This window comes from Streptomyces xylophagus, assembly GCF_000716435.1.
GTDB lineage: Bacteria > Actinomycetota > Actinomycetes > Streptomycetales > Streptomycetaceae > Streptomyces > Streptomyces xylophagus.
Map to the genome: position 1 here is coordinate 601389 of NZ_JNWO01000001.1, position 18254 is coordinate 619642.

An 18254-nucleotide genomic window follows, 5' to 3' on the forward strand; every position below is an offset into this window, starting at 1 on the left:
GGCGAATTTGCCTGAGGTGCGGGAGGCTCGCTCGGGATCCGGTTGACAGTCTGTCAATTACCGTTCCCTGCAATGGTGTTGGCGCATGCACTCCGTTCCTCGGTGTAGCTTCTACCCGTCAGTAGAGGCCTGAGCAAGGGTGGATGTGTGGCTGCCTCTCCGCGGACCGAGAAGTTCGCCGCCTACCTTCGGATGCTGAAGGACCGCAGTGGCCGTGGCTACGACCGCCTGGGCAAGGAGGCGGGCGTCAGCGGTTCCAGTCTGCATCGGTACTGCTCCGGACTCAGCGTTCCCACGGACTACCGGGTGGTGCACGCCTTCGCCAAGGTGTGCGGCGCCAGTGCGGAGGAACTCCGCGAACTGCACCGGCTGTGGGCGCTGGCGGACACCGACCGGGACGTACGGGCCGAGGCCGCCAAGGAGACCCCGGAAGCGGCACCGGCGACGGACGAACCTGCCGTGGCCGTGGGGGCGAGCACAGGACCGGGCGATGACGTCGTCGTCCTGCCGGAGCTCACGCCCGACCCGGCCGGGAAGCCGCGGCGGTCCCGGGTGCCCGAGAAGCTGTCATCGCGTTTCGCGATCCTCGCCGCCGTGGTCGCTGTCGTGCTGGTGGCCGGCTTCGTGTGGCTGCCCGGCGAGAACTCCACCGGTGGCTCGTCGGCGGACAGCGGTGAACTGCTGTACTCCCGTGCGTGCACGACGGTGAGCATGGGACAGCACGACGAGTGTGTGCGCGAGGTGCAGACCTTGCTGGCGCGGGCCAAGGGCAAGCTCGCTATCGACGGGGACTTCGGGCCGGAGACCCTGCGCAGAGTGACCGCGTTCCAGGTGCTGGCGGGTCTGCCTGCCACGAACGTCGTCGACGACGCCACCAAGAAGGCGCTCTACGCCCAGCAGGTGAGCATGACGACCTGGTCGCCGGCGCAGGTGACGAAGCTGATTCGCGAGGTGTTCGTCGAGGACCCCGACACCGCCGTGGCCGTTGCCCGCTGTGCGTCGTTCCTCGACCCGCTGTACGTACTGCCCAACACCAACGGCAGCCGCAACTGGGGCGTGTTCCAGATCTCCGACCGCCGTCTGCAGGAGCTGGGCGGCACACCGCTGCGCGCGTTCGACCCGGAGTGGAACATCAAGGCGGCCCACCGGCTGTGGAGCGCCAAGCACGACTTCCACGACTGGCCCTCCTGCGAGGCGGCGTTGAAGAACACACCGAAGAGCTGAAGCCGGCCCGGAGTTCCGGGTACCGCCGCCGCGGTACCCGGAACTCCGCTCCCCCGAGAGCGGCGTCAGACCGTGCCGTCCTCCCACCACCAGTCACGGCCGAGGTCGGCCCTGCTGTCGACGTGCTGGTGGTCGACGGTGTACGTCTCCAGCCCGGAGAACCCGCAGGTCTCCGCCTTCTGGTAGACGGTCTTCGTGGCCACCCCGGGCACGTCGAGGTCGGCCGCCGTGCCGTACAGGTGCATGCTGTCGCTGGCCCCGCCGATCTCGGCGTTGTGCGCGATGCTGCGGAAGCCGGAGTTGACCGTGATCGGCTTGTCGCCCAGCTTCTTGCGCAGCGCCTCCAGCTTGTACATGCAGCGGCGGACGTTCTCCTTCACCGCCGACGCGCTCAGCTTGCCGCCGTTGAAGGCACCGCCCGTCTGGTTCTCGAACTCGCTCCAGTTGAAGTGCAGCGTGGAGCCGTCCGACTGCTCCAACGCGTTGAGCTTCGCCTGGGTGTTGGGTCCGACGCTGGCGTCGGCGGTGAGACCGTACGCCGCCTGGAACCGCTTCACGGCCGCGGCCGTACCGGGGCCGAAGTCCCCGTCGACGCCGACCCGGCTGTGACTGGCGCTGTCCGCCGCCCAGCCCGCAATCCGGATCTGCAGCTCGGTCACGTCGGCGCCGGTGGCGCCCTGTTCCAGCGTGCGCGACCACGAATAGGCCTGCGCGACACCGGAGAACAGCAGCTGGCCGAACGCGACGCCGACGCCGGCGGCCAGGGTGCCGCGCAGCATGGTGCGGCGGTCGATGGGACGGAAGGAGGAAGTCATGGTCGTCCTTTCGGTAACTTCCAGGAACGGGAACGGTGGTGCGGGAAGAGGTCAGTAGGCGATCTGGAACGTGACGTTCTGCGCGTCGATGTCATAGGCGTGCACGCGCAGGACGAAGTGGGTGCCGTCCAGGACGTCGGTGGCGACCGTCCCCCACTCGGTACCGTGGGTGGTGTACGCGTCGCCGTTGTTGCACTTGGTGGTGTGGTCGGTGAACACCACGCAGGCGTCCAGGTACACGCCCGGCTCGTCCGTGATGAGCCGCATGTTGATGTCGTTGCAGCGCGAGGACGTGGTGTAGGTGCCGTATTCCTTGGCGGCCGACTGGTAGTGGTACGTCAGGGTCTTCGCGCCGCCGTAGCAGCTGACCGCGGCGGCCGAGGACTGTGCGGACGCGGGCGTGGCGCCTGCTCCCAGCAGTGCGGCCGCGGTGAACAGAGCCGAGACGAGTGCCTTGCTCCGGACCATGGTGGTCTCCGTTCGATGAGGGGGCGGGGTGGTCAGAAAGCGATCTGCACGACCGCGTCGTCGCCCTCCAGGGGGATGCCGTTGGGCACCGTGAACTTGGTGTCGTCCAGGACGTCGGTGGCGATGGTCGTCCAGCTCCGGCCGACCTTGGTCCAGCGGTTGCAGACGCCGGTCTTCGCGAACTTCACGCAGGCGTCCACGTAGGCGGCTGTGCCACTGATGACGCGCATGTTGATGTCGACGCAGCGGCTGGTGGTCCAGTAGGGGCCGAAGTCGACCACGTCCCCGTAGCGCACGGTCACGGCTCCGCCGTAGCAACTCGTGGCGGCGGCAGCGGTGTTGGCGGCTGAGGCCGCTGTCGGGGCGGTGAGAGCGGAGGTGCGGTTGGCCAGCCGGTCCAGGTCGGCCTGGGTGCCGTTGAACACGTCGCCGGTCGCCGGTGCCTGGATGCCCGGGAAGAGCGCGGCATCGGTGTACTGCCACATGGCCCAGGTGGACGAGCCGGTGGGCACCGGCGGCTGGGAGATCGACGTGCGGTAGTCCGCGAGTTGGAGCGGATACCGGGCGAAGGCCGTGGTCGAACCCATGCAGTCGTCCAGGAACGACTTCTGGGTGTAGATGATCGGCGTACGCCCGAAGGCCGCCTCCACCTTGTCGAGCCAGGCCTTGGCGTCGGCCACCGTGCCGTAGGTGGGGCAGCGTCCGGTGCCGTCGTCCATGCGTTCCAGGTCGAAGATCGGCGGCAGGTCGCCCGCACGCTGCCCGGTGTAGCCGGTCGCCCGCACGGCCGCGATGAACCGGTCGGCCTGCGCGGCACCCGTGTCGGCCGCCGAGCCCGTGTAGAAGTGGTACGGCGCGACGTCCAGCCCCGCCGCCCGGGCCGCGACGAGGTCGGTGGCGAGGTATTCGTCGGTGACGTTCAGTCCACGGGTGGCCTTGACCGTCGCGAACTCGACCCCCGAGGCCTTCACGGCCTTCCAGTCGATCGGCGCGCCGCCGGGGTGCTGGTACTTGGCCGTGTCCAGCCCGTCGATCGAGTAGCCGGCGGGACGCGGCGGCGTGCAGTAGGCGTTACGACTGGACCAATCCACCAGTTTCGCCCAGGTGTTGGGGCCTACGACGCCGTCGGCACTGAGGTTGGCGCAGTGCTGGAGCTCGATGACCCGGGACTGGGTCCCGCCCCCGAAGTCGCCGTCGATCGTCAGCGGCGGATAGTGGAACGGCTCCATGGCCAGGTTCAGCCGGCACTGCAGTTCCTCGACTTCAGTGCCCTTCGCGCCCTGTTGCAGAGTGGGGCGCGTGTCGGTGTGGCCGCACACGGTCGACTGCGCCGTGCTCGACGTGCCCTGGGTGGCGCAGGTGTGCGGCGCGGCGGCCCAGGTGTTCAGCGCCGCCCAGGTCTGCGGGCCGACCACACCGTCCACGCCCAGCCCGGCACACCGCTGGAACTCCTTGACGCGCGCCACCGACGCCGGCCCGAACGAGCCGTCCGCCGCGATCGGCGTGTACTTGCTGGGCTTCGTCGCCAGATTGAGCTGACACTGCGCCTCGACCGCCGCGTCCCCCGTCGAGCCCTGCTGCAACGTGGGCTGTGCGCTCGTATGCCCGCAGACGGCCACCGCGGCGGCGGCTGCAGACTCCGCAGCGTGCACCACCGTGGGCCCGTACAGGGGCAGGACCGCTGCCACGGCGAGGGTCAGACCCCGCAGAAGCGTCCGTTGTCCCATCTGGTGTTCCCCCTCTGATGAGTGCCGGGAAGCCCCCGGCCACCGGCCATGTTGGCAACGCTCGTCCCGCGGTGGATCCGCTTGATCCGGATCGGGACGCCGGGACAGTCACGCGCCTGTGACCTGCGGGGACGCGGCACCGCTGGGATGAACGTGGGATACGGGAGGGGGAGTTGGGGCTCGACGGGATCGCCTGGAGTGTCGACGTGGGTCTGTCGGCGGAGAGGACCCGGTGGTGCGCAGCTGCCGCAACTCGCCCGACTGCGGACGGAGTTGCCGTAATGCGGGGATTCCGCCACGGGGGCCGTCGCGTCGGCGCTACGCTGAGTAGTCGCGTCGTTGGGGGAGGGGGCGGCTCACTTGTCCGGTGCCGCGGACGTGCCGTCATCGGGCGCGGCGACCTCCTCCGTTCCTCCCCGGTCCGGGCGGCCCTCGTTGTCCCTGGTACGGATACGGCGGTTGCCGGCCCGGTGGGAGGCCGTGGCGCTCGCCGTGTGCGGCGCGGGGTTCGGGACGTACGTACTGGTCGTGACCGCCCCGGGCCGGTATCCCACCACGACCACGATCCTGTTCTCGGGAGCGGTCGGCGGTCTGTATCTGGGTGCAGGGCTGCTGGCGCGGCTGCGACGGCCCGGCAACCGCGTCGGGCTGATGATGCTGCTGGTCGGGATCGGCTGGTTCGCGGAGGACCTGCAGATCAGCCTGGATCCGGTCGTGCACACCGTGGGCCTGCTCGTCCGGTCGGCGTCCAGCGGTTTCCTCATCCCGCTGCTGTTGATGTTCCCGGACGGCCGGTTGAGGACCCGGATCGACCGGGTGCTGGCCGGTGCCGGATATCTGACGGCCTTCGTGCTGATGCCGGCGACCGTGCCGTTCTCCACCTCGGTCGTGCGGAACCTGCTGCTGGTACACCCCGTGGACTGGGTCCGCCCGGCGACGGACGTCGTCCAGTTCGTCATGAGCGGTGCTGTGGTCGCCGTCCTGCTGGTGCGCTGGACGACCGCCACGCGCCCGGCCCGGCGTGTGCTCACCCCGCTCTTCGCCGTCGGCCTGGTGGGTGGTCTCGCCTCCGCGCTGGACGGCATGCTCGGGACCGGACCCTCGTGGACGCACACCCCCCTCATCAACATCGCGCACGTAGCCGTGCTCCTGCTGCCGCTGGCGTTCCTGGCCGGAGTGTGGCGCGTTCGGATGGGCCGAACCGCCGTGGCCGACCTGCTCCGCCGGATGCCGCTCGCCTCGAAGGAACAACTGCGGGACGCGCTCGCGAGAGCCCTCGGCGACACCTCCGTACAGGTGGGATTCCCCGCCCCTGACGCGACCGGCTACCTCGACAGCCAGGGCCGTACGCTCGGTGCCGCGCCCGGACAGCAGGTCAGCGCGCTGGAACGGAACGGCCGACGGGTCGGCGTCCTGCTCCACGATCCGGCGCTGCGCGAGGACCGGTACGTGCTGGAAGCGGTCGTGTCCGCCGTAGCGCTGGAACTGGACAACCAGCGGCTCGCCGCCGAGGTGCGGGCGCAGTTGGCCGAGGTGCGGGCGTCCCGCGCCCGGATCGTCGAAGCGGGGGATGAGCAGCGCCGCCGCATCGAGCACGATCTGCACGACGGCGCACAGTCGAGGTTCGTCACCGCGCTGGTGACGCTGCGGCTGGCCCGCCAGCGGTTGACGAACCAGCCCACGCCCGACCCTGGACTGGCCGAACTCCTGGACCGGATCGCGGAGTTGATGGGCGAGGGAATGGACCAGCTGCGCGATCTCGCCCACGGAATCCATCCGGCGGTCCTGAGCGAGACGGGACTGGTCGCGGCCCTGGAGATGATCGCCGCCCGGTCCCCCTGCCCGGTCCGGGTCAGCGCGGCAGCGGTGCCCGAGCTACCGCGCCCCCTCGCGGCCACCGCGTACTTCGTCGCGGCGGAGGCGGTCACCAACGCCCTGAAGCACGCCGGCGCGACGACCATCACCATCGATGTCCGGCACGAGGACGGCGTACTGCGGCTCGCGGTCGCCGACGACGGCGTAGGCGGTGCCGACCCGGACCGCGGCACCGGGCTGCTCGGGCTGCGGGACCGGGTCGCGGTGTTCGACGGCGAGATGACCATCAGCAGCGCGCCGGGTCAAGGGACGGTCGTGTCGGCCACGTTGCTCACCGGAGACTCCGGGCGGGCGGCTCCGGTCCAGGGGGAGGACGGACGAGGATGACGGCTTCGGCAAGGACACCGGAAAGCGAGGGACCGTCCGCCGTACAGCGGACACACCCCTTGCGTATCGTGCTCGCCGACGACGAGAGGCTGTTCCGGTCCGCGCTGGCCGCGCTGCTGGAGAGCAGAGGGCACCTGATCACCGCCCAGGTCGGCGACGCGGACACCCTTCGCGCGGCGGTCGCCCGCACCGAGCCCGACCTCGCGGTGATCGACATCAGGATGCCGCCCACGAAGCGGCTCGAAGGCCTACGGGCCGCGGTGGACATCCGACAGTCCCATCCCGGCGTGGGGATTCTTCTGCTCTCCCAGAGCGTTCAGGTCACCCATCTCACCGAGCTGACGGGTTACGGAGTCAGGGGCGTGGGCTATCTGCTCAAGGAGCGGGTGGCCGACGAGCACTTCCTGGACACGGTGCGCCGTATCGCCGCGGGGGAGTGCGAGTTCGACCAGGAGGTCCTGGGACTTCTCTTCAACGGCCCCCACCAGCAAGGCGGTCTGGCCAAACTCAGCACGCGGGAACTGGAGGTACTGAAACTCATGGCCCAGGGCCTGACCAACCCGGCCATCGCGAGCCAACTCGTCGTCTCCGTCAAGACAGTTGAGACTCATGTCGGCAGTGTCTTCAGGCGACTCGCGCTTCCCGACGAGAGCGAAGGGGAGTACCACCGTCGCGTGCTCGCCGTTCTCACGTATCTGCAGTCCGAGCGGCACGGCTGATTCGGCGAATCCGGCCGTTCAGGTTTCCTGACTGCGGTCAGGGGGTGCTGTGTCCGCGCCCTGTTGTCCGGCGCCGTCTGCGGCAGTGAAGCGGGACAGCGCGGCTGCCGAGAGCCGTGCCTTCGGTAGGAAGCCGGCCGCCGGAGAGCAGGCGATCCGGCCACCGAACTCGTCGGCCTCGCGCACCGAACACAGCACGATCACCATGCCGGCCGCCAGCGCGTTCAGTTCCCGGGTGACGGCGAACACGTCCTCACCCGGAAGCCCGAGATCCAGGAGCACGAGGTCGGGCCGGTCTCCCCGGGCGATCCCCGTCACGGCGGCCGACGCCGAGGCGGCCTCCGACACGGTGTAGTCACCCTCGGCCTCCAGCAAGTCGCGTACGGCGGCTCGGTAGGCGGGATCGTCGTCCACGATCAGCACGCTGCGGCCCATGGCCCCAGGCTGGCGGATCCCGCGGGCGAGGGCATCAGGGCCAGCACTGAGAACGCCGGTTCCGAGACGGGTGGCTGCCCCGAAGACCCGGACCCGCTGCGATCTCACACTGGTCGAACAGCCCATGGGCGCGGGTGCAACCGGATGTTCTCGGCCCGGCGTGCGACCCGGGCACCGGGATTCGTTTTCGGGGGGAACGTATGCGGGGCTCCATGGTGAGGCTACTCGTGCCGGTACTGCTCGCGGCGCTGGTGGCCGCCGGTTGCAAGAAGCCGGCAGGCAATGTGTCGGGTTCCTTCAAACCCGAGTTCCTGCCGGTGACGTTCACGATCGACTCGTCGGGAAACATCAGCGTCGCCGCGGACGCGTCGATCGTCACGCCGCTGGGCGAGGTGTCGGTGTCGGGATTCCAGCAGGAACTGGGAAACCCCAAGCCGTACCTCGTAGCGGCCATCCGACATCTGGTGCGGGGCACGGCAGCCGACCAGAGCGCGTTCGTGGACCGGACCACGGGGCCGGTCCACGTTTCGCGCGCGGAGTACGCCAACTACGGGGAAAGGAGCGCGAGTTCGGTCTACTCCTTGTACCGGATCGACGCCAAGGACCGTAGCGTCCGGCCCTCGCTGGACGGACAGCCCCTCGCCCTGGCGCACAGCGGCACGATCGTGGTCGACGCCACGCGCACACAGCCCGGCAGGGTGACCCGGCTGGAGATCGCCGACGCCCCGAAGGAGCAGAAGTCGCCCGTGCCGACCAGCACGGCGTCCTCCTGCGCCGGGACCGACGCCATCGGCATCACCCTGCCCGAGGTCTCCGCGGGTGCCGATGTCACCGACACCGTCACGGAGTTGACGGCCGACTGCCTTCAGGTCCAGTACGCGGCGGAGCCGGCCGGCGGTACGACGGAGGGCACCGTCTCGCGGGTCGTGATCCCGACCGAGGGCTCGGCCGACGCGGTGCAGTTGCCTCCGGTCGACACGAGTGCGCCGGGGCCGGGGGACCGCGTGACGGTGAGCCGACGATCGCCGGTCACGGTGTATGTCGCGGCGACGGCGCCTGAGCCTTCGTCCTCGTCCTCGTCTTCATCCTCGTCCTCGCCGAGCGGTACGGGCGAACCCTCCGAGCAGTCCTCCGGCGGGCCCTCCGACACCCCTGCGCCGGGAACCACGCCGGTGGAAGGTGCCGCGTACGCGCCCGTCCGCACCGGCCCCGGCCTGGCCGAGGCGCAGACCAGTCACATCGAGGAGGGCGGCCAGTACCGGGCACTGTGCTTGACGCACGGCGAGATGGTGCAGGCTCATGGCTACACGAGCGACCTGTGGGCCGAGTTGGTCCTCAGCGCCGGTGGGACCGGGTGGGTCACGGCGACGGCGCTCACCGGGGGCCCTGACGGTCTGTCGCTTCCCGTCTGCGCGGACACCGGAAGCTCGTCCGACACTCCGGTGCCTACGTCCTCGGATGCGACGCCGACCAGCTGAAGCCTGATGCCGGTGGCGAAGAGGAATGTGCTCCAGGAGATCGTGCCTCTTCTGGAGTGGAGGCAGCGCGCGTCCTGGCTGCCGCATCAAGCAGCGGGAGCGGAAGAGACTCAAGTGGCGCGGTGGTGAGCCGTGACGGTGTATTTCTTCCGGGACCCGCTTGCTGGAGACTTGGCCGGAGGAGGGTAGCTGTGGGGCTTCGTGACACGCCCGGCAAGGTGCGTCACGATGATCGCTATGACCGACGGAATTGCATGGCTTGTTGCTCCCCAGTCGATCGCCTTCGGTGGCTACAGCGTGGTGCTCGCTCGGGGGTTGGACGCCGAAGAGCTGGTGTCCCGGCTGACCGCGACAGTGTTCGGGCCGCCACGCACGGCGCGTAGCCTGGCCCGCCTCACCAGCCAGGACCTGATCGACGTCGTGGAGGACGGCCCCTGGGAGCCCTACCCAGCGATAGGTCTGCGGTATGGAGAGATCGGCGAATGGGTCTTCGTGGTCAAGTACGGTGGCTGGCCGGCGGAGTTCGGCCCTCGGCCACCTGTTTCTCGGGGTGGTGCACACGTCTTCCAGCTGGAATTCGAGGAGGAGAACGGCAAGCCGGTACCGCCTCAGTTCTCCTATCTCCACGATGATCGTCTCGTGTGTGCGTTCAATCTCCACCTTGACCGTTCATGGGGATACGACGGCGTGAACGGTGACCGTGAGGTGGCGGTACGCGTCGAGGAGATGCTGGCTGCTGCCGGCCTACCGGACGCCAACGTGCCTCGCCGCGAAGTGCACCGCACCGTACTGGAGATCATCGAACGATACTTCGGCCTTTCCCTGCCACGTAGACAAGTGCTGGAAGGCACGCTTCCCGCTGTGGTCCTGGAGATCGCCGAGACGGCGAATCCCTCCGACTGAAGCTGCTCGTCACCTCGAGGTGAGGTTGCGGCGGCAGGGTTGCTGCTCGCTTTACTGCTTCCTGGTGCAGCTCCCGGCGCCGACTTCGGCGAGGACGTCGAGCTTGACGAGGCGATTCAGCTTGGCGCGGGTGCCTTCGATGTCCATCGGCAATGCTGAGTGGCGCACCGCCCACGGACCGGGCGAAGCACGAGCCGGACCACATGCGCTACGCATACCGGCAGTGTCGGATGAGGTCGGGGAACTCCTGGTGGAGCCTGCGGAGCAGGCGGGAAACCCTGGCCCTCAGGCCGGGGAGGATGCCAAGCTCCGGTGTCGTGCAGAAGAAGACGCGCCTCGACACTTCTCGGATCCGGGCGGCTCGCGAGGCGATCGACCCGGTTTTTCTCGACACTCCGCTGTACCGCTGCGAGGCGCTGGAGCCCGGCCTCGGGTGCACGGTGAGCATCAAGCTCGAAACGGCCAACCCGGTCCGTAGTTTCAAGGGGCGCGGTACTGAAGTCGTCGCGAGTCTGCTCGCCGACGGTGGCCCGCGAGCCGTGGTGTGTGCCAGCGCGGGCAACCTCGGCCAGGCCCTCGCCTGGTCCGGTCGTGGCCGGGGGCTTGATGTCACCGTCGTGGCATCCCGGTTCGCGACCGCGGCCAAGCTCGATCGCATTCGCGCGTTGGGTGCCAGGCTGGAACTGGTGGACGGCGACCACGAGTTGGCTCGCGAGCGGGCGGCGGCCATCGCGCGGTACGACGGCGTCCGGCTGGTCGAGGACAGCCTGGACATCGAGACGTGCGAGGGCGCGGCGACCATCGGGCTGGAACTGGTCGATGCCGTGTCGTCGTTCGACGCCGTTCTCATCGCTCTCGGAGGCGGGGCGCTCGCCACCGGTGTGGGTCACGTGCTGAAGGACCGGGCGCCCGGGGTCGAGGTGATCTGCGTCCAGCCGTTGGGCGCACCGGCGATGACACACTCGTGGCGCCAACGGCGCGTCGTCACCACCGAGTTGACCGACACCATCGCTGACGGAGTTGCCGGCCGGTGTCCCATCCCGGCCGTCCTGGACGACCTGCTCCTCGTCGCTGACGACGCCGTCCTGGTGCAGGAGGCGTCGATCGTCGCCGGAATGAGGATGCTTCTCGACCATGCCGGCCTCGTCGTCGAACCGTCGGCCGCGCTGGGCATCGCGGCGATCCTCGAAGACCGTGACCGTTTCGCCGACCGACATGTGGTCACCATTGTGTGCGGCAGCAACGTCGACGTGGACGACTATCGCCGGTGGGTCGGGGCGGCTCCGCTCCCCAGGCTGTGACGCGTGCTCAGGATGCCGGCGTTCACGTCGACGCCGGATTGTCGGTCGGCACCGGAGTGTCGGTCGGTGCGACCGAGGACCACACGCCGAGCCACTGTTCGGCGCCCCACTCCTCGAACCGTTGCATCTCGGTGAACCCCAGCTTCGCCGCGAGGCGCATCGAGCGGTCGTTGGCGGTCTGGGTGCAGAGCATCACCGGCTCGCCGGGAAGCGCCTCGGCGAACCAGTCGAGTGCCGCTATGCACGCCTCGGCGGCGTACCCGTGTCCCCATGCCTCCGGCAGGAGCTGGTAGCCGAGGTCGGCCGCCCCGGTATCCGGAAGGACTTGGCTCCGGTGCTCCGCGTCGCGTCGGTTGAGCTCGACGGTGCCGATCATCGTTCCGTCGAGCTCGATCACGAAAACGCCGGGGCGCCTGCCGGGTGTTTCGGGCACCGCGCGCTCCAGCTCGTCACGCGGTCGCGGGCCGCCCAGGTAGGTGCCCACCTCCGGCGACGCGAACAACTCGATGAAGGTCGCACGGTCCCGAGCCTCGGCCTCGCGGAGTACGAGCCGCTCGGTTCTTATCGGGGCAGGCGGCCAGGTGATCTGTTCGAGTTCAGCCATGGCGGGCAAGCTATCGCACGCTCACCGGCAGGGGTCGTAGAGCCGTAGAGCCGTAGAGCCGTAGGGCCGGTCCGAGGCATGACGGCGGTCGGGGCATGTGGCCTTCGCCGTCCGGTCTTTGACCCTCATGCCGAACGAATCGTCAGCCTGCGTGACAGCCACCGTCACGAGGTCGGCTGCGGGCGCCAGGTGCCGTCGAGCGGAATGCCCGCTGCCGCCGCGATCCGGTCGCGTGAGGCGAGCAGCCGGGTCCTCAGCGCCGGCAGGTCCACGCCCACCAGCACGCCGTCGCGTTTGACGACGCGCCCGGCGACGAGGACGGTGTCCACCAGGCCGGGATGGCCCGCGCTGACGATGCTGGCGGCCGGGTCGGTGACCGGGAACACCGTCAGGTCGTCGGTACGCAGGAGGATGACGTCGGCGTCCTTGCCGGGCGTGATGCTGCCCGTCCGGGCGCCGAGCCCGCACGACTCCGCGGCGTCGACGGTGGTGAACTCCAGCAGGTCACGGGAGCGCAGGCCGCCGTCCAGACCGCGCTGCACGGCGAAGGCCGTACGCAGCGTGGAGAACATGTCGCCGCCGACCGACGGGACGTCGTCGACGGACAGCGTCGGGCGCAGTCCGGCGGCCAGCACCCGGCCGGTCATCGGCCAGCCGAACCCCATCTTCAGTTCGACGTCCGGGCTGATCGACACCGAGCTGCCCGCGTCGGCGAGCATCCGCAGCTCTTCGTCGCTGATGCCGTTGGCGTGCACGAACGTGGTGGTGTCCCGCAGCAGACCGTGCTCGTGCAGATCCGCGACGGGGTGCCGCGTACCGTCGCCGCCGCTCGCACCGTCACCGTCGACGTGCAGGCTGGTCCGCAGGCCGAGTTCGGCCGCCAGCTTCAACTCCCGGGCGACGGTGTCCATGCTGGTGTCGTCGGCGCCGCGCAGCCCCAGCGCCATGGTGACCAGGCCGTCCCCGGCCAGGTCGGCGTGGACGCGTCGGATGTCGGCGTCGACGGAGTCGGGGGTGCCCCATCCGGCGCCGAGGCAGAAGATCGACCGTCCCGGCGCGTCGCGCAGTGCGGCGACGGCGGCGTCCTCGTGCGCGTGGGTCTGTGCGACGTGGTACCAGTCCAGCATCGTGGTCACGCCGGAGTGCAGGGCCTCCAGGCGGCCGAGCAGGGTGCCCGCGTAGACGTCCTCGGGCCGGTAGTGGGGCTTGACGGTGCCGTGCATCGCCACGGCCCACTCGGGGAACGTCCAGTCCGTGCCGACGCCTCGGAAGGCGGTCTGCCAGGAGTGGCGGTGGTTGTCGACGAAGCCGGGCATGACGATCCGGTCGGTCGCGTCGATCACCTCGGCGTCCAGTGCGTCGACGCGCTCGGCCACCTCCACGATCACGCCGTCCTCGATCAGCACGTCGCCGCGTGCGAGATCGCCGACAGCCGGGTCCATGGTGACCACGGTGCCACCGGTGAGCAGGGTCTTCATGGGAGGGACTCCTTACTGGTGAGGGGTGCCGGAGGTTGTGCCGCACGGCCAGGTGAACCAGTGACGGCCCTGGCTGGTGAGGACGTGGCCGAACTACAGCTCGGGGGAATGGGTGCGACGCCGAAGCTCGCACCGTCCTCCAACTCGCCGGAAACCGTTCGCGTATGGTCGGCCACTCAGGTGGTCACCGCTCCGGCGAGCACCGCGTCGGCCGCGGCCACCGCGTCGGCGACCAGATCGGCCGTGTCCTCCGTGCCCGCGGCAAGCCGGATGAGGCCCAACGGAACCGATTCCGCTATCTGTTCCTCGCTGAGCATCCCGCGCCACATGGACGCCGGATGCACGGCCAGCGACTCCACGCCGCCGAGGCTGGCCGACCTGCGGGGGTATCGCAGTCGGGCCAGGAAGGCGTCGGCCCTCTCGAAACCACCGGCGAACTCGATGCCGAGCACCCCGCCGAAACCGGTCATCTGGTCGGCGGCCAGCTTGTGCTGCGGGTGGGTCGCCAGGCCGGGATAGTGCACCTTCGTCACCGCCGGGTGCGCGTTGAGGGCCTCCGCGAGTGCCAGTCCGTTGGCGTTGTGCCGAGGCACCCGCAGCGGCAGTGTTCGCATGCCGCGCAGCAGCAGCCACGCGTCGATCGGGCCCAGCGTGGCACCGGTGAGCAGGCCGACGTCCCAGATCCGGTCCAGGATCTCGGCCGGCCCGGCGAGCACTCCGGCGGAGACGTCCGAATGGCCGTTGAGGTACTTGGTCGCGCTGTGCCAGACCAGATCGATGCCGAAGTCCGTCGGCCGCTGGTTCAGCGGAGTGGCGAAGGTGTTGTCCGCCATGGTCAGCACGCCGTGCGCGCGGGCCAGTTCGGCCACGGCGCGCAGGTCGGTGATCTGCAGCAGCGGATTGCTCGGGGATTCCACCAGGATGAGCCGGGTCCGCGGGGTCAGCGCCCTCGTGAATGCCTCGGCGTCGGTCTGGTCCACCAAGGTGGTCGCCACGCCGAACCGGGGCAGCAGGTTCAGCAGCACCGACGCCGTACCGCCGTAGGTGGACCTCTGCCCGATGACGTGGTCGCCGGCGGAGACCAGGGCCAGCACGGCCGTGGTGAGCGCGGCCATCCCGGACGCGGTGACCATCGCCGCCTCGGTGCCCTCCAATTCGGCTACGACGGCAGCGACTTGGGCATGGTTCGGGTTGCCGAAGCGGGTGTAGAAGTCCTTGCCCCGGGGGTCCACGGCGCCCTGCGCGAACGTCTCCGCGTCCTCGGCCGAGAACGCCGCCGTCTGGTAGATGGGCGGTGCCACGGCACGGCTGGGGTGGACTTCGCGGTCGGCGTGAACGGTGATGGTGCTGGTGCCCGGCATGGCTGCCCTTCCGTGGACCGTCGGTGTGACTCCATGAGGTGTGACTTCACGAGGTGTGACTCCATGAAGCGTGGCCGACCGGCGGTCCGATGTGACCGGATCTCAGCAATTTCGGCAGCAAATTGCGCGCAGGACGGGCGCATGATTGTGGTAGTCGAGTCTTGGGCGCAATAATCTGCCGCCATGGATGAAGTGGACCGGTCGATTCTGGCCGTGCTCGAACAGCACGGGCGTATCAGCAACAACGAGCTCGCCGCCCGGGTCGGGCTGTCCCCGTCCCCCTGCCTGCGGCGCGTGCGTCAGATGGAGGAGGCCGGGGTCATCCGCGGTTACCGGGCGCTGATCGATCCCGCCGCGGTCGGGCGCAGTCTGCGGGTGTTCGCGGGTGTCCGGCTCATGCGGCACACCCGCGCGGACGTGGTCGCCTTCGAGCGTGGGGTCACCCAGCTGCCCGAGGTGGTCGCCTGCCACCACATCACCGGCAACTTCGACTATCTGCTCCAGGTCGAGGTGGCCGACCTCCCCGCCTACGAGGACTTCCACGCCAACCAGTTGGCCACCCTGCCCGGCGTGGCGACGGTGACCAGCTACGTCACCATGAAGACGCTCTCCGCCGACACCGCGTGACGGGCACCCGACCCCAGTGGCGTGGTCAGAGAGCGATGGTGCCCCGGATGCAGACGACGGCGGTGCCGCTGACCCAGACGGTGCCGTCCGCGTCGGCGGTGATCTCGATGTGCGCGGACCGCCCCAGCCGCGTGCCCTGGGAGACCCGGTAGGAGGAGGGCGCGGCGCCCGTGGAGGTGAGCCACTGGCCGACGCCGGCGTTCATGCTGCCGCACGCGGGGTCCTCGGGCACGCCGGCGCCGGGGGCGAAGGTGCGCAACTCGAAGTGGTGCGGGGACCCTTGAGGGTAGGCCCCGATCGCGCCGACCATCCCGTCCGGGATGAGGGCGAGGTCGGGTTCGAGGGCGAGGACCTCCTCGGCTGTGCGCAGTTGGACCACGGCCCAGCCGGGACCGTTGTCGACCCACTGGTGGGCCACGACCCGGTCACGCGTGATGCCGAACGCGGCCACGATCCGGTGCAGATCACCGTCATCGAGCGCGCCCTCACGCACACGGGGCGGGGCGGCGAAGGCCAGAGTGTTCTCGCTACGGCGCACGGTGACCAGGCCCGCGGCGCACTCCTGCACGATGTGGTCGTCGTGCTGCGGTGTGCCGCCGCCGTCCAGCCAGGCGCGCGCGGAGCCGAGGGTGGGGTGCCCGGCGAACGGCAGCTCGCCCTGGGGAGTGAAGATCCGCAACCGGTAGTCAGCCTCCGGGACGGTGGACGGCAGTACGAACGTGGTCTCGGACAGATTCGTCCAACGCGCCAGGCGCTGCATCTCCTCGTCGCTCAGGTCTGTCCCGTCCAGGACGACCGCGACCGGGTTGCCCGAATAGGGGCTCGTGGAAAACACGTCGACCTGCACGAACGAGCGTGTGCGCGGCATGGTCATCAAGGACCTTTCAAGCGGCTGCAGCGGATTGTGCGCGTCCCGCCCCTCGGGCGGAGTGGGTCCATCCCAACGGGCGCCGCCGCGACGAGGACAGGGCCAGCCACAACAAAGTGGACTGATCGGCCGACCCGGTGGTGGCGAACTTGCCGCCGGTCCTGGGAGCATCAATGGGAGTCACAGAGAGGTATTCACGGCGCGAAGGAAAGACAGCAGGCCCAGGGATATGACGAAAGCAAGCCAACCTCTGAATGAAACGGACAGCCGGATCGCCGGCGCGTTGCTGGCCTCCCCGCGGGCTTCCTGGCGCACCGTCGGTCGCGTCCTGGGCATCTCGGAGCGCACCGTGGTGCGTCGCGCGGCCCCGCTGTTCCACGACAAGACGCTGCGCGCCACCGCCGTACGCAACCCTGTCTGGTTCCCCGATCTGATCCCGCTGGCGCTGCGCATCCGGTGCCGGCCCCACCAGATCAGCGCCATCGCCGCCACCCTGGCCCGCCGCCCCGACACCATCTGGGTGGACATCCTCGGCGGCGGCGACGAAATCTGCACCATCCTCTTTCTGGACGGGCCGGACGCGCGCAACTCCCTGCTGCTGCGCGATCTTCCCGCCACCTCCGCGATCCAGTCGTGGACCTCGCACATCCTCCTGCGGGTCTTCCCGGCGGCCTTCGACTGGAGCGGCGGCCTGCTGACGGAAGCGGAACTGACCGGCCTGCGGCCGGAGGTATCCGTCCCCGCCGCCCGCTCAGCGCTCCAGCCCCTCGACCACGCGCTGATCCCACCTCTGGTCGAGGACGGACGAGCCTCCTACGCCGACCTCGCCCGCCGCGCCGACACCACGCCTCTCACCGCCCGGCGCCGACTCGAGGCGCTGGTCGGCGACCAGGTCCTCAGACTCGCGACCGAAGTCGACCTCGCCCGGCTGGGCATCCGCACCGAGGCACTGCTGTGGATCACCGTCGCACCCGGCGGCCTGGAGGAGACGGGGCGGCAGCTCAGCCGCCACCCGCAAGTGCGCTTCGCCTCCGCCACCACCGGGTCGGCCAACCTCCTCGTGGCCGTCGCCGCCACCGACCTCAACGCGCTCTACCACTTCCTCAGCGACACGATCGGCGCCCTCACCCACGTCTCCACCATCGAGGTCACGCCCATCCTGAGCGGCGTGAAGAGGACCGGTCTGGTCCGCCCCGGCAGCCTCTGACTCCTGTACGTCCCTGTCGGGTCAGGGGGCGCCCAGCCGGCCGGCGAGGAGGTGGAGCCGTTCGGCGTCGGGGCTGCCTTCGGCTGCGGTGCAGACCAGGAGCGCGGGGCCGGGGTTGCCCGGTATCGGGTAGGCGTCCCAGTCCAGGGTCAGTTCGCCGACCTGGGGATGGGTGAGGCGCATCTGGCCGCGGGTGGGTTCCTCCACGTCGTGCAGGGCCCACAGGGCCGCGAACTCGTCGCTGCGGACGGCGAGTTCACCCACCAGCTCCACGGCGCGGGGGTGGCCGGGATCGGCGGCGACCTGGGTGCGCAGCATCCCGATGAGCTCGGCGACGGTGGCTGCCCGGTTGGGGCAGGTGCGGTCGGCCTGGGGGTGCAGGAAGAGCGCCAGCATGTTCCGTTCCTTCTGGGGCTGGCGGGTGAAGTCGGCGCTCGTCCGTCCGGACGGATACGTCGCCGGTATGTCGACACCGCCGACCTCGGCACCCTCGAGAAGTACCTCGACACCGTCGGTGTCCGCCCCGTCGCCGTGCCCCAGCCGCCCAGCACAGAATCGAGCGCCGGCATGTCCGCACCGAGTTCCTCGGAGGCCACCGGCACTCTCCGCACCCGAAGGGAACACCGCCAGGCCCGCAACGCCTCCGAACAGCGACTCGCCACCGCCCAACGCGAACTTCACCAGCTCTCCCGCCAGGTCCAGCGCGACCTGCGCAGCGTCCGCCGACACGGCGAGACCACCGCGATCGTCACCCGCTCGAACCTCGCCGAGATCGCCGTCCAGGGCATCACCCGGCTGGCGGCCACCCTCCGCATCCACCGGACCGACCAGTAGGTG

General features: G+C 69.8%; 18 protein-coding genes. 9 read left to right on the top strand and 9 right to left on the bottom strand.

The window, feature by feature from the left end:
• Positions 1 to 147: 147 nt before the first annotated feature.
• The gene (locus OO70_RS02690) at positions 148 to 1224 is read left to right on the top strand and encodes a helix-turn-helix domain-containing protein (RefSeq protein ID WP_043663079.1); all 1077 of its coding nucleotides are present in this window, start codon (positions 148 to 150) and stop codon (positions 1222 to 1224) included.
• Between the two features lie 65 nt (positions 1225 to 1289).
• Here OO70_RS02690 and OO70_RS02695 read toward each other — a convergent pair whose 3' ends face one another.
• From OO70_RS02695 to OO70_RS02705, 3 genes are read right to left on the bottom strand one after another with little or no spacing between them, the layout of a single operon-like run.
• Complete coding sequence (locus tag OO70_RS02695) at positions 1290 to 2039, bottom strand: D-Ala-D-Ala carboxypeptidase family metallohydrolase (protein ID WP_043663080.1); 750 nt, start codon at positions 2037 to 2039, stop codon at positions 1290 to 1292.
• Between the two features lie 51 nt (positions 2040 to 2090).
• A complete protein-coding gene (locus tag OO70_RS02700) occupies positions 2091 to 2507 on the bottom strand; it encodes a hypothetical protein (protein ID WP_043663081.1) in 417 nt (138 codons plus the stop codon).
• A gap of 32 nt (positions 2508 to 2539) precedes the next feature.
• Entirely contained in the window at positions 2540 to 4234 is a 1695-nt protein-coding gene (locus tag OO70_RS02705; protein WP_043663083.1) for a GH25 family lysozyme, read from the bottom strand.
• 480 nt (positions 4235 to 4714) lie between these two features.
• Here OO70_RS02705 and OO70_RS02710 point away from each other — a divergent pair, with 480 nt between their 5' ends.
• Positions 4715 to 6436 carry a sensor histidine kinase gene (locus OO70_RS02710; protein ID WP_234336671.1) on the top strand — a complete coding sequence of 574 codons (1722 nt, stop codon included), beginning with the start codon at positions 4715 to 4717 and terminating at the stop codon, positions 6434 to 6436.
• A 59-nt stretch (positions 6437 to 6495) separates the two neighbouring features.
• Positions 6496 to 7155, top strand: a complete 660-nt coding sequence (locus OO70_RS02715; protein WP_043663087.1) for a response regulator transcription factor — start codon at positions 6496 to 6498, stop codon at positions 7153 to 7155.
• Positions 7156 to 7173: 18 nt separating this feature from the next.
• Here OO70_RS02715 and OO70_RS02720 read toward each other — a convergent pair whose 3' ends face one another.
• Positions 7174 to 7590 carry a response regulator gene (locus tag OO70_RS02720; protein WP_051740510.1) on the bottom strand — a complete coding sequence of 139 codons (417 nt, stop codon included), beginning with the start codon at positions 7588 to 7590 and terminating at the stop codon, positions 7174 to 7176.
• 212 nt (positions 7591 to 7802) lie between these two features.
• Here OO70_RS02720 and OO70_RS02725 point away from each other — a divergent pair, with 212 nt between their 5' ends.
• The 3 genes from OO70_RS02725 (at position 7803) to OO70_RS02735 (ending at position 11272) form a co-directional block, all read left to right on the top strand.
• Complete coding sequence (locus tag OO70_RS02725) at positions 7803 to 9068, top strand: hypothetical protein (protein WP_158711399.1); 1266 nt, start codon at positions 7803 to 7805, stop codon at positions 9066 to 9068.
• A 228-nt stretch (positions 9069 to 9296) separates the two neighbouring features.
• Positions 9297 to 9971, top strand: a complete 675-nt coding sequence (locus tag OO70_RS02730; protein WP_158711400.1) for a hypothetical protein — start codon at positions 9297 to 9299, stop codon at positions 9969 to 9971.
• 317 nt (positions 9972 to 10288) lie between these two features.
• Positions 10289 to 11272, top strand: a complete 984-nt coding sequence (locus OO70_RS02735; RefSeq protein WP_234336672.1) for a threonine ammonia-lyase — start codon at positions 10289 to 10291, stop codon at positions 11270 to 11272.
• 22 nt (positions 11273 to 11294) lie between these two features.
• Here the strand turns inward: OO70_RS02735 and OO70_RS02740 are convergent, their stop codons facing one another.
• The 3 genes from OO70_RS02740 to OO70_RS02750 form a co-directional block, all read right to left on the bottom strand.
• Entirely contained in the window at positions 11295 to 11876 is a 582-nt protein-coding gene (locus tag OO70_RS02740; RefSeq protein ID WP_051740512.1) for a GNAT family N-acetyltransferase, read from the bottom strand.
• A gap of 164 nt (positions 11877 to 12040) precedes the next feature.
• Positions 12041 to 13354, bottom strand: a complete 1314-nt coding sequence (locus OO70_RS02745) for an amidohydrolase family protein (protein WP_043663095.1) — start codon at positions 13352 to 13354, stop codon at positions 12041 to 12043.
• A 176-nt stretch (positions 13355 to 13530) separates the two neighbouring features.
• Complete coding sequence (locus tag OO70_RS02750) at positions 13531 to 14715, bottom strand: trans-sulfuration enzyme family protein (RefSeq protein WP_043663097.1); 1185 nt, start codon at positions 14713 to 14715, stop codon at positions 13531 to 13533.
• A 183-nt stretch (positions 14716 to 14898) separates the two neighbouring features.
• Between OO70_RS02750 and OO70_RS02755 the strand changes: the two genes are divergently transcribed.
• Entirely contained in the window at positions 14899 to 15342 is a 444-nt protein-coding gene (locus OO70_RS02755) for an Lrp/AsnC family transcriptional regulator (RefSeq protein ID WP_043663098.1), read from the top strand.
• A 25-nt stretch (positions 15343 to 15367) separates the two neighbouring features.
• On the opposite strand, the gene OO70_RS02760 is transcribed toward OO70_RS02755, so the two are convergent.
• Positions 15368 to 16210: a PhzF family phenazine biosynthesis protein gene (locus OO70_RS02760; RefSeq protein ID WP_043663649.1), complete on the bottom strand. Its 843-nt coding sequence runs from the start codon at positions 16208 to 16210 to the stop codon at positions 15368 to 15370.
• Between the two features lie 229 nt (positions 16211 to 16439).
• Between OO70_RS02760 and OO70_RS02765 the strand changes: the two genes are divergently transcribed.
• A complete protein-coding gene (locus tag OO70_RS02765) occupies positions 16440 to 17417 on the top strand; it encodes an Lrp/AsnC ligand binding domain-containing protein (RefSeq protein ID WP_043663101.1) in 978 nt (325 codons plus the stop codon).
• 21 nt (positions 17418 to 17438) lie between these two features.
• Here the strand turns inward: OO70_RS02765 and OO70_RS02770 are convergent, their stop codons facing one another.
• Positions 17439 to 17813, bottom strand: coding sequence for an MmyB family transcriptional regulator (locus OO70_RS02770; protein WP_234336673.1), 375 nt, complete (start codon positions 17811 to 17813; stop codon positions 17439 to 17441).
• Between OO70_RS02770 and OO70_RS55250 the strand changes: the two genes are divergently transcribed.
• On the top strand, positions 17793 to 18251 hold the full coding sequence (locus tag OO70_RS55250; RefSeq protein WP_199827244.1) for a hypothetical protein: 459 nt from the start codon (positions 17793 to 17795) through the stop codon (positions 18249 to 18251). The two genes, OO70_RS02770 and OO70_RS55250, sit on opposite strands and share 21 nt — an antisense overlap.
• Positions 18252 to 18254 lie beyond the last annotated feature (3 nt).

Excerpts from the sequence above, each read along its gene's own strand:
- OO70_RS02760 (WP_043663649.1), bottom strand. The coding sequence starts at position 16,210 with ATGCCGCGCACACGCTCGTTCGTGCAGGTCGACGTGTTTTCCACGAGC.
- OO70_RS02705 (WP_043663083.1), bottom strand. The coding sequence starts at position 4,234 with ATGGGACAACGGACGCTTCTGCGGGGTCTGACCCTCGCCGTGGCAGCG.
- OO70_RS02725 (WP_158711399.1), top strand. The coding sequence starts at position 7,803 with ATGGTGAGGCTACTCGTGCCGGTACTGCTCGCGGCGCTGGTGGCCGCC.
- OO70_RS02755 (WP_043663098.1), top strand. The coding sequence starts at position 14,899 with ATGGATGAAGTGGACCGGTCGATTCTGGCCGTGCTCGAACAGCACGGG.
- OO70_RS02720 (WP_051740510.1), bottom strand. The coding sequence starts at position 7,590 with ATGGGCCGCAGCGTGCTGATCGTGGACGACGATCCCGCCTACCGAGCC.
- OO70_RS02770 (WP_234336673.1), bottom strand. The coding sequence starts at position 17,813 with ATGCTGGCGCTCTTCCTGCACCCCCAGGCCGACCGCACCTGCCCCAAC.
- OO70_RS02740 (WP_051740512.1), bottom strand. The coding sequence starts at position 11,876 with ATGGCTGAACTCGAACAGATCACCTGGCCGCCTGCCCCGATAAGAACC.
- OO70_RS02730 (WP_158711400.1), top strand. The coding sequence starts at position 9,297 with ATGATCGCTATGACCGACGGAATTGCATGGCTTGTTGCTCCCCAGTCG.
- OO70_RS02695 (WP_043663080.1), bottom strand. The coding sequence starts at position 2,039 with ATGACTTCCTCCTTCCGTCCCATCGACCGCCGCACCATGCTGCGCGGC.
- OO70_RS02750 (WP_043663097.1), bottom strand. The coding sequence starts at position 14,715 with ATGCCGGGCACCAGCACCATCACCGTTCACGCCGACCGCGAAGTCCAC.
- OO70_RS02745 (WP_043663095.1), bottom strand. The coding sequence starts at position 13,354 with ATGAAGACCCTGCTCACCGGTGGCACCGTGGTCACCATGGACCCGGCT.
- OO70_RS02765 (WP_043663101.1), top strand. The coding sequence starts at position 16,440 with ATGACGAAAGCAAGCCAACCTCTGAATGAAACGGACAGCCGGATCGCC.
- OO70_RS02700 (WP_043663081.1), bottom strand. The coding sequence starts at position 2,507 with ATGGTCCGGAGCAAGGCACTCGTCTCGGCTCTGTTCACCGCGGCCGCA.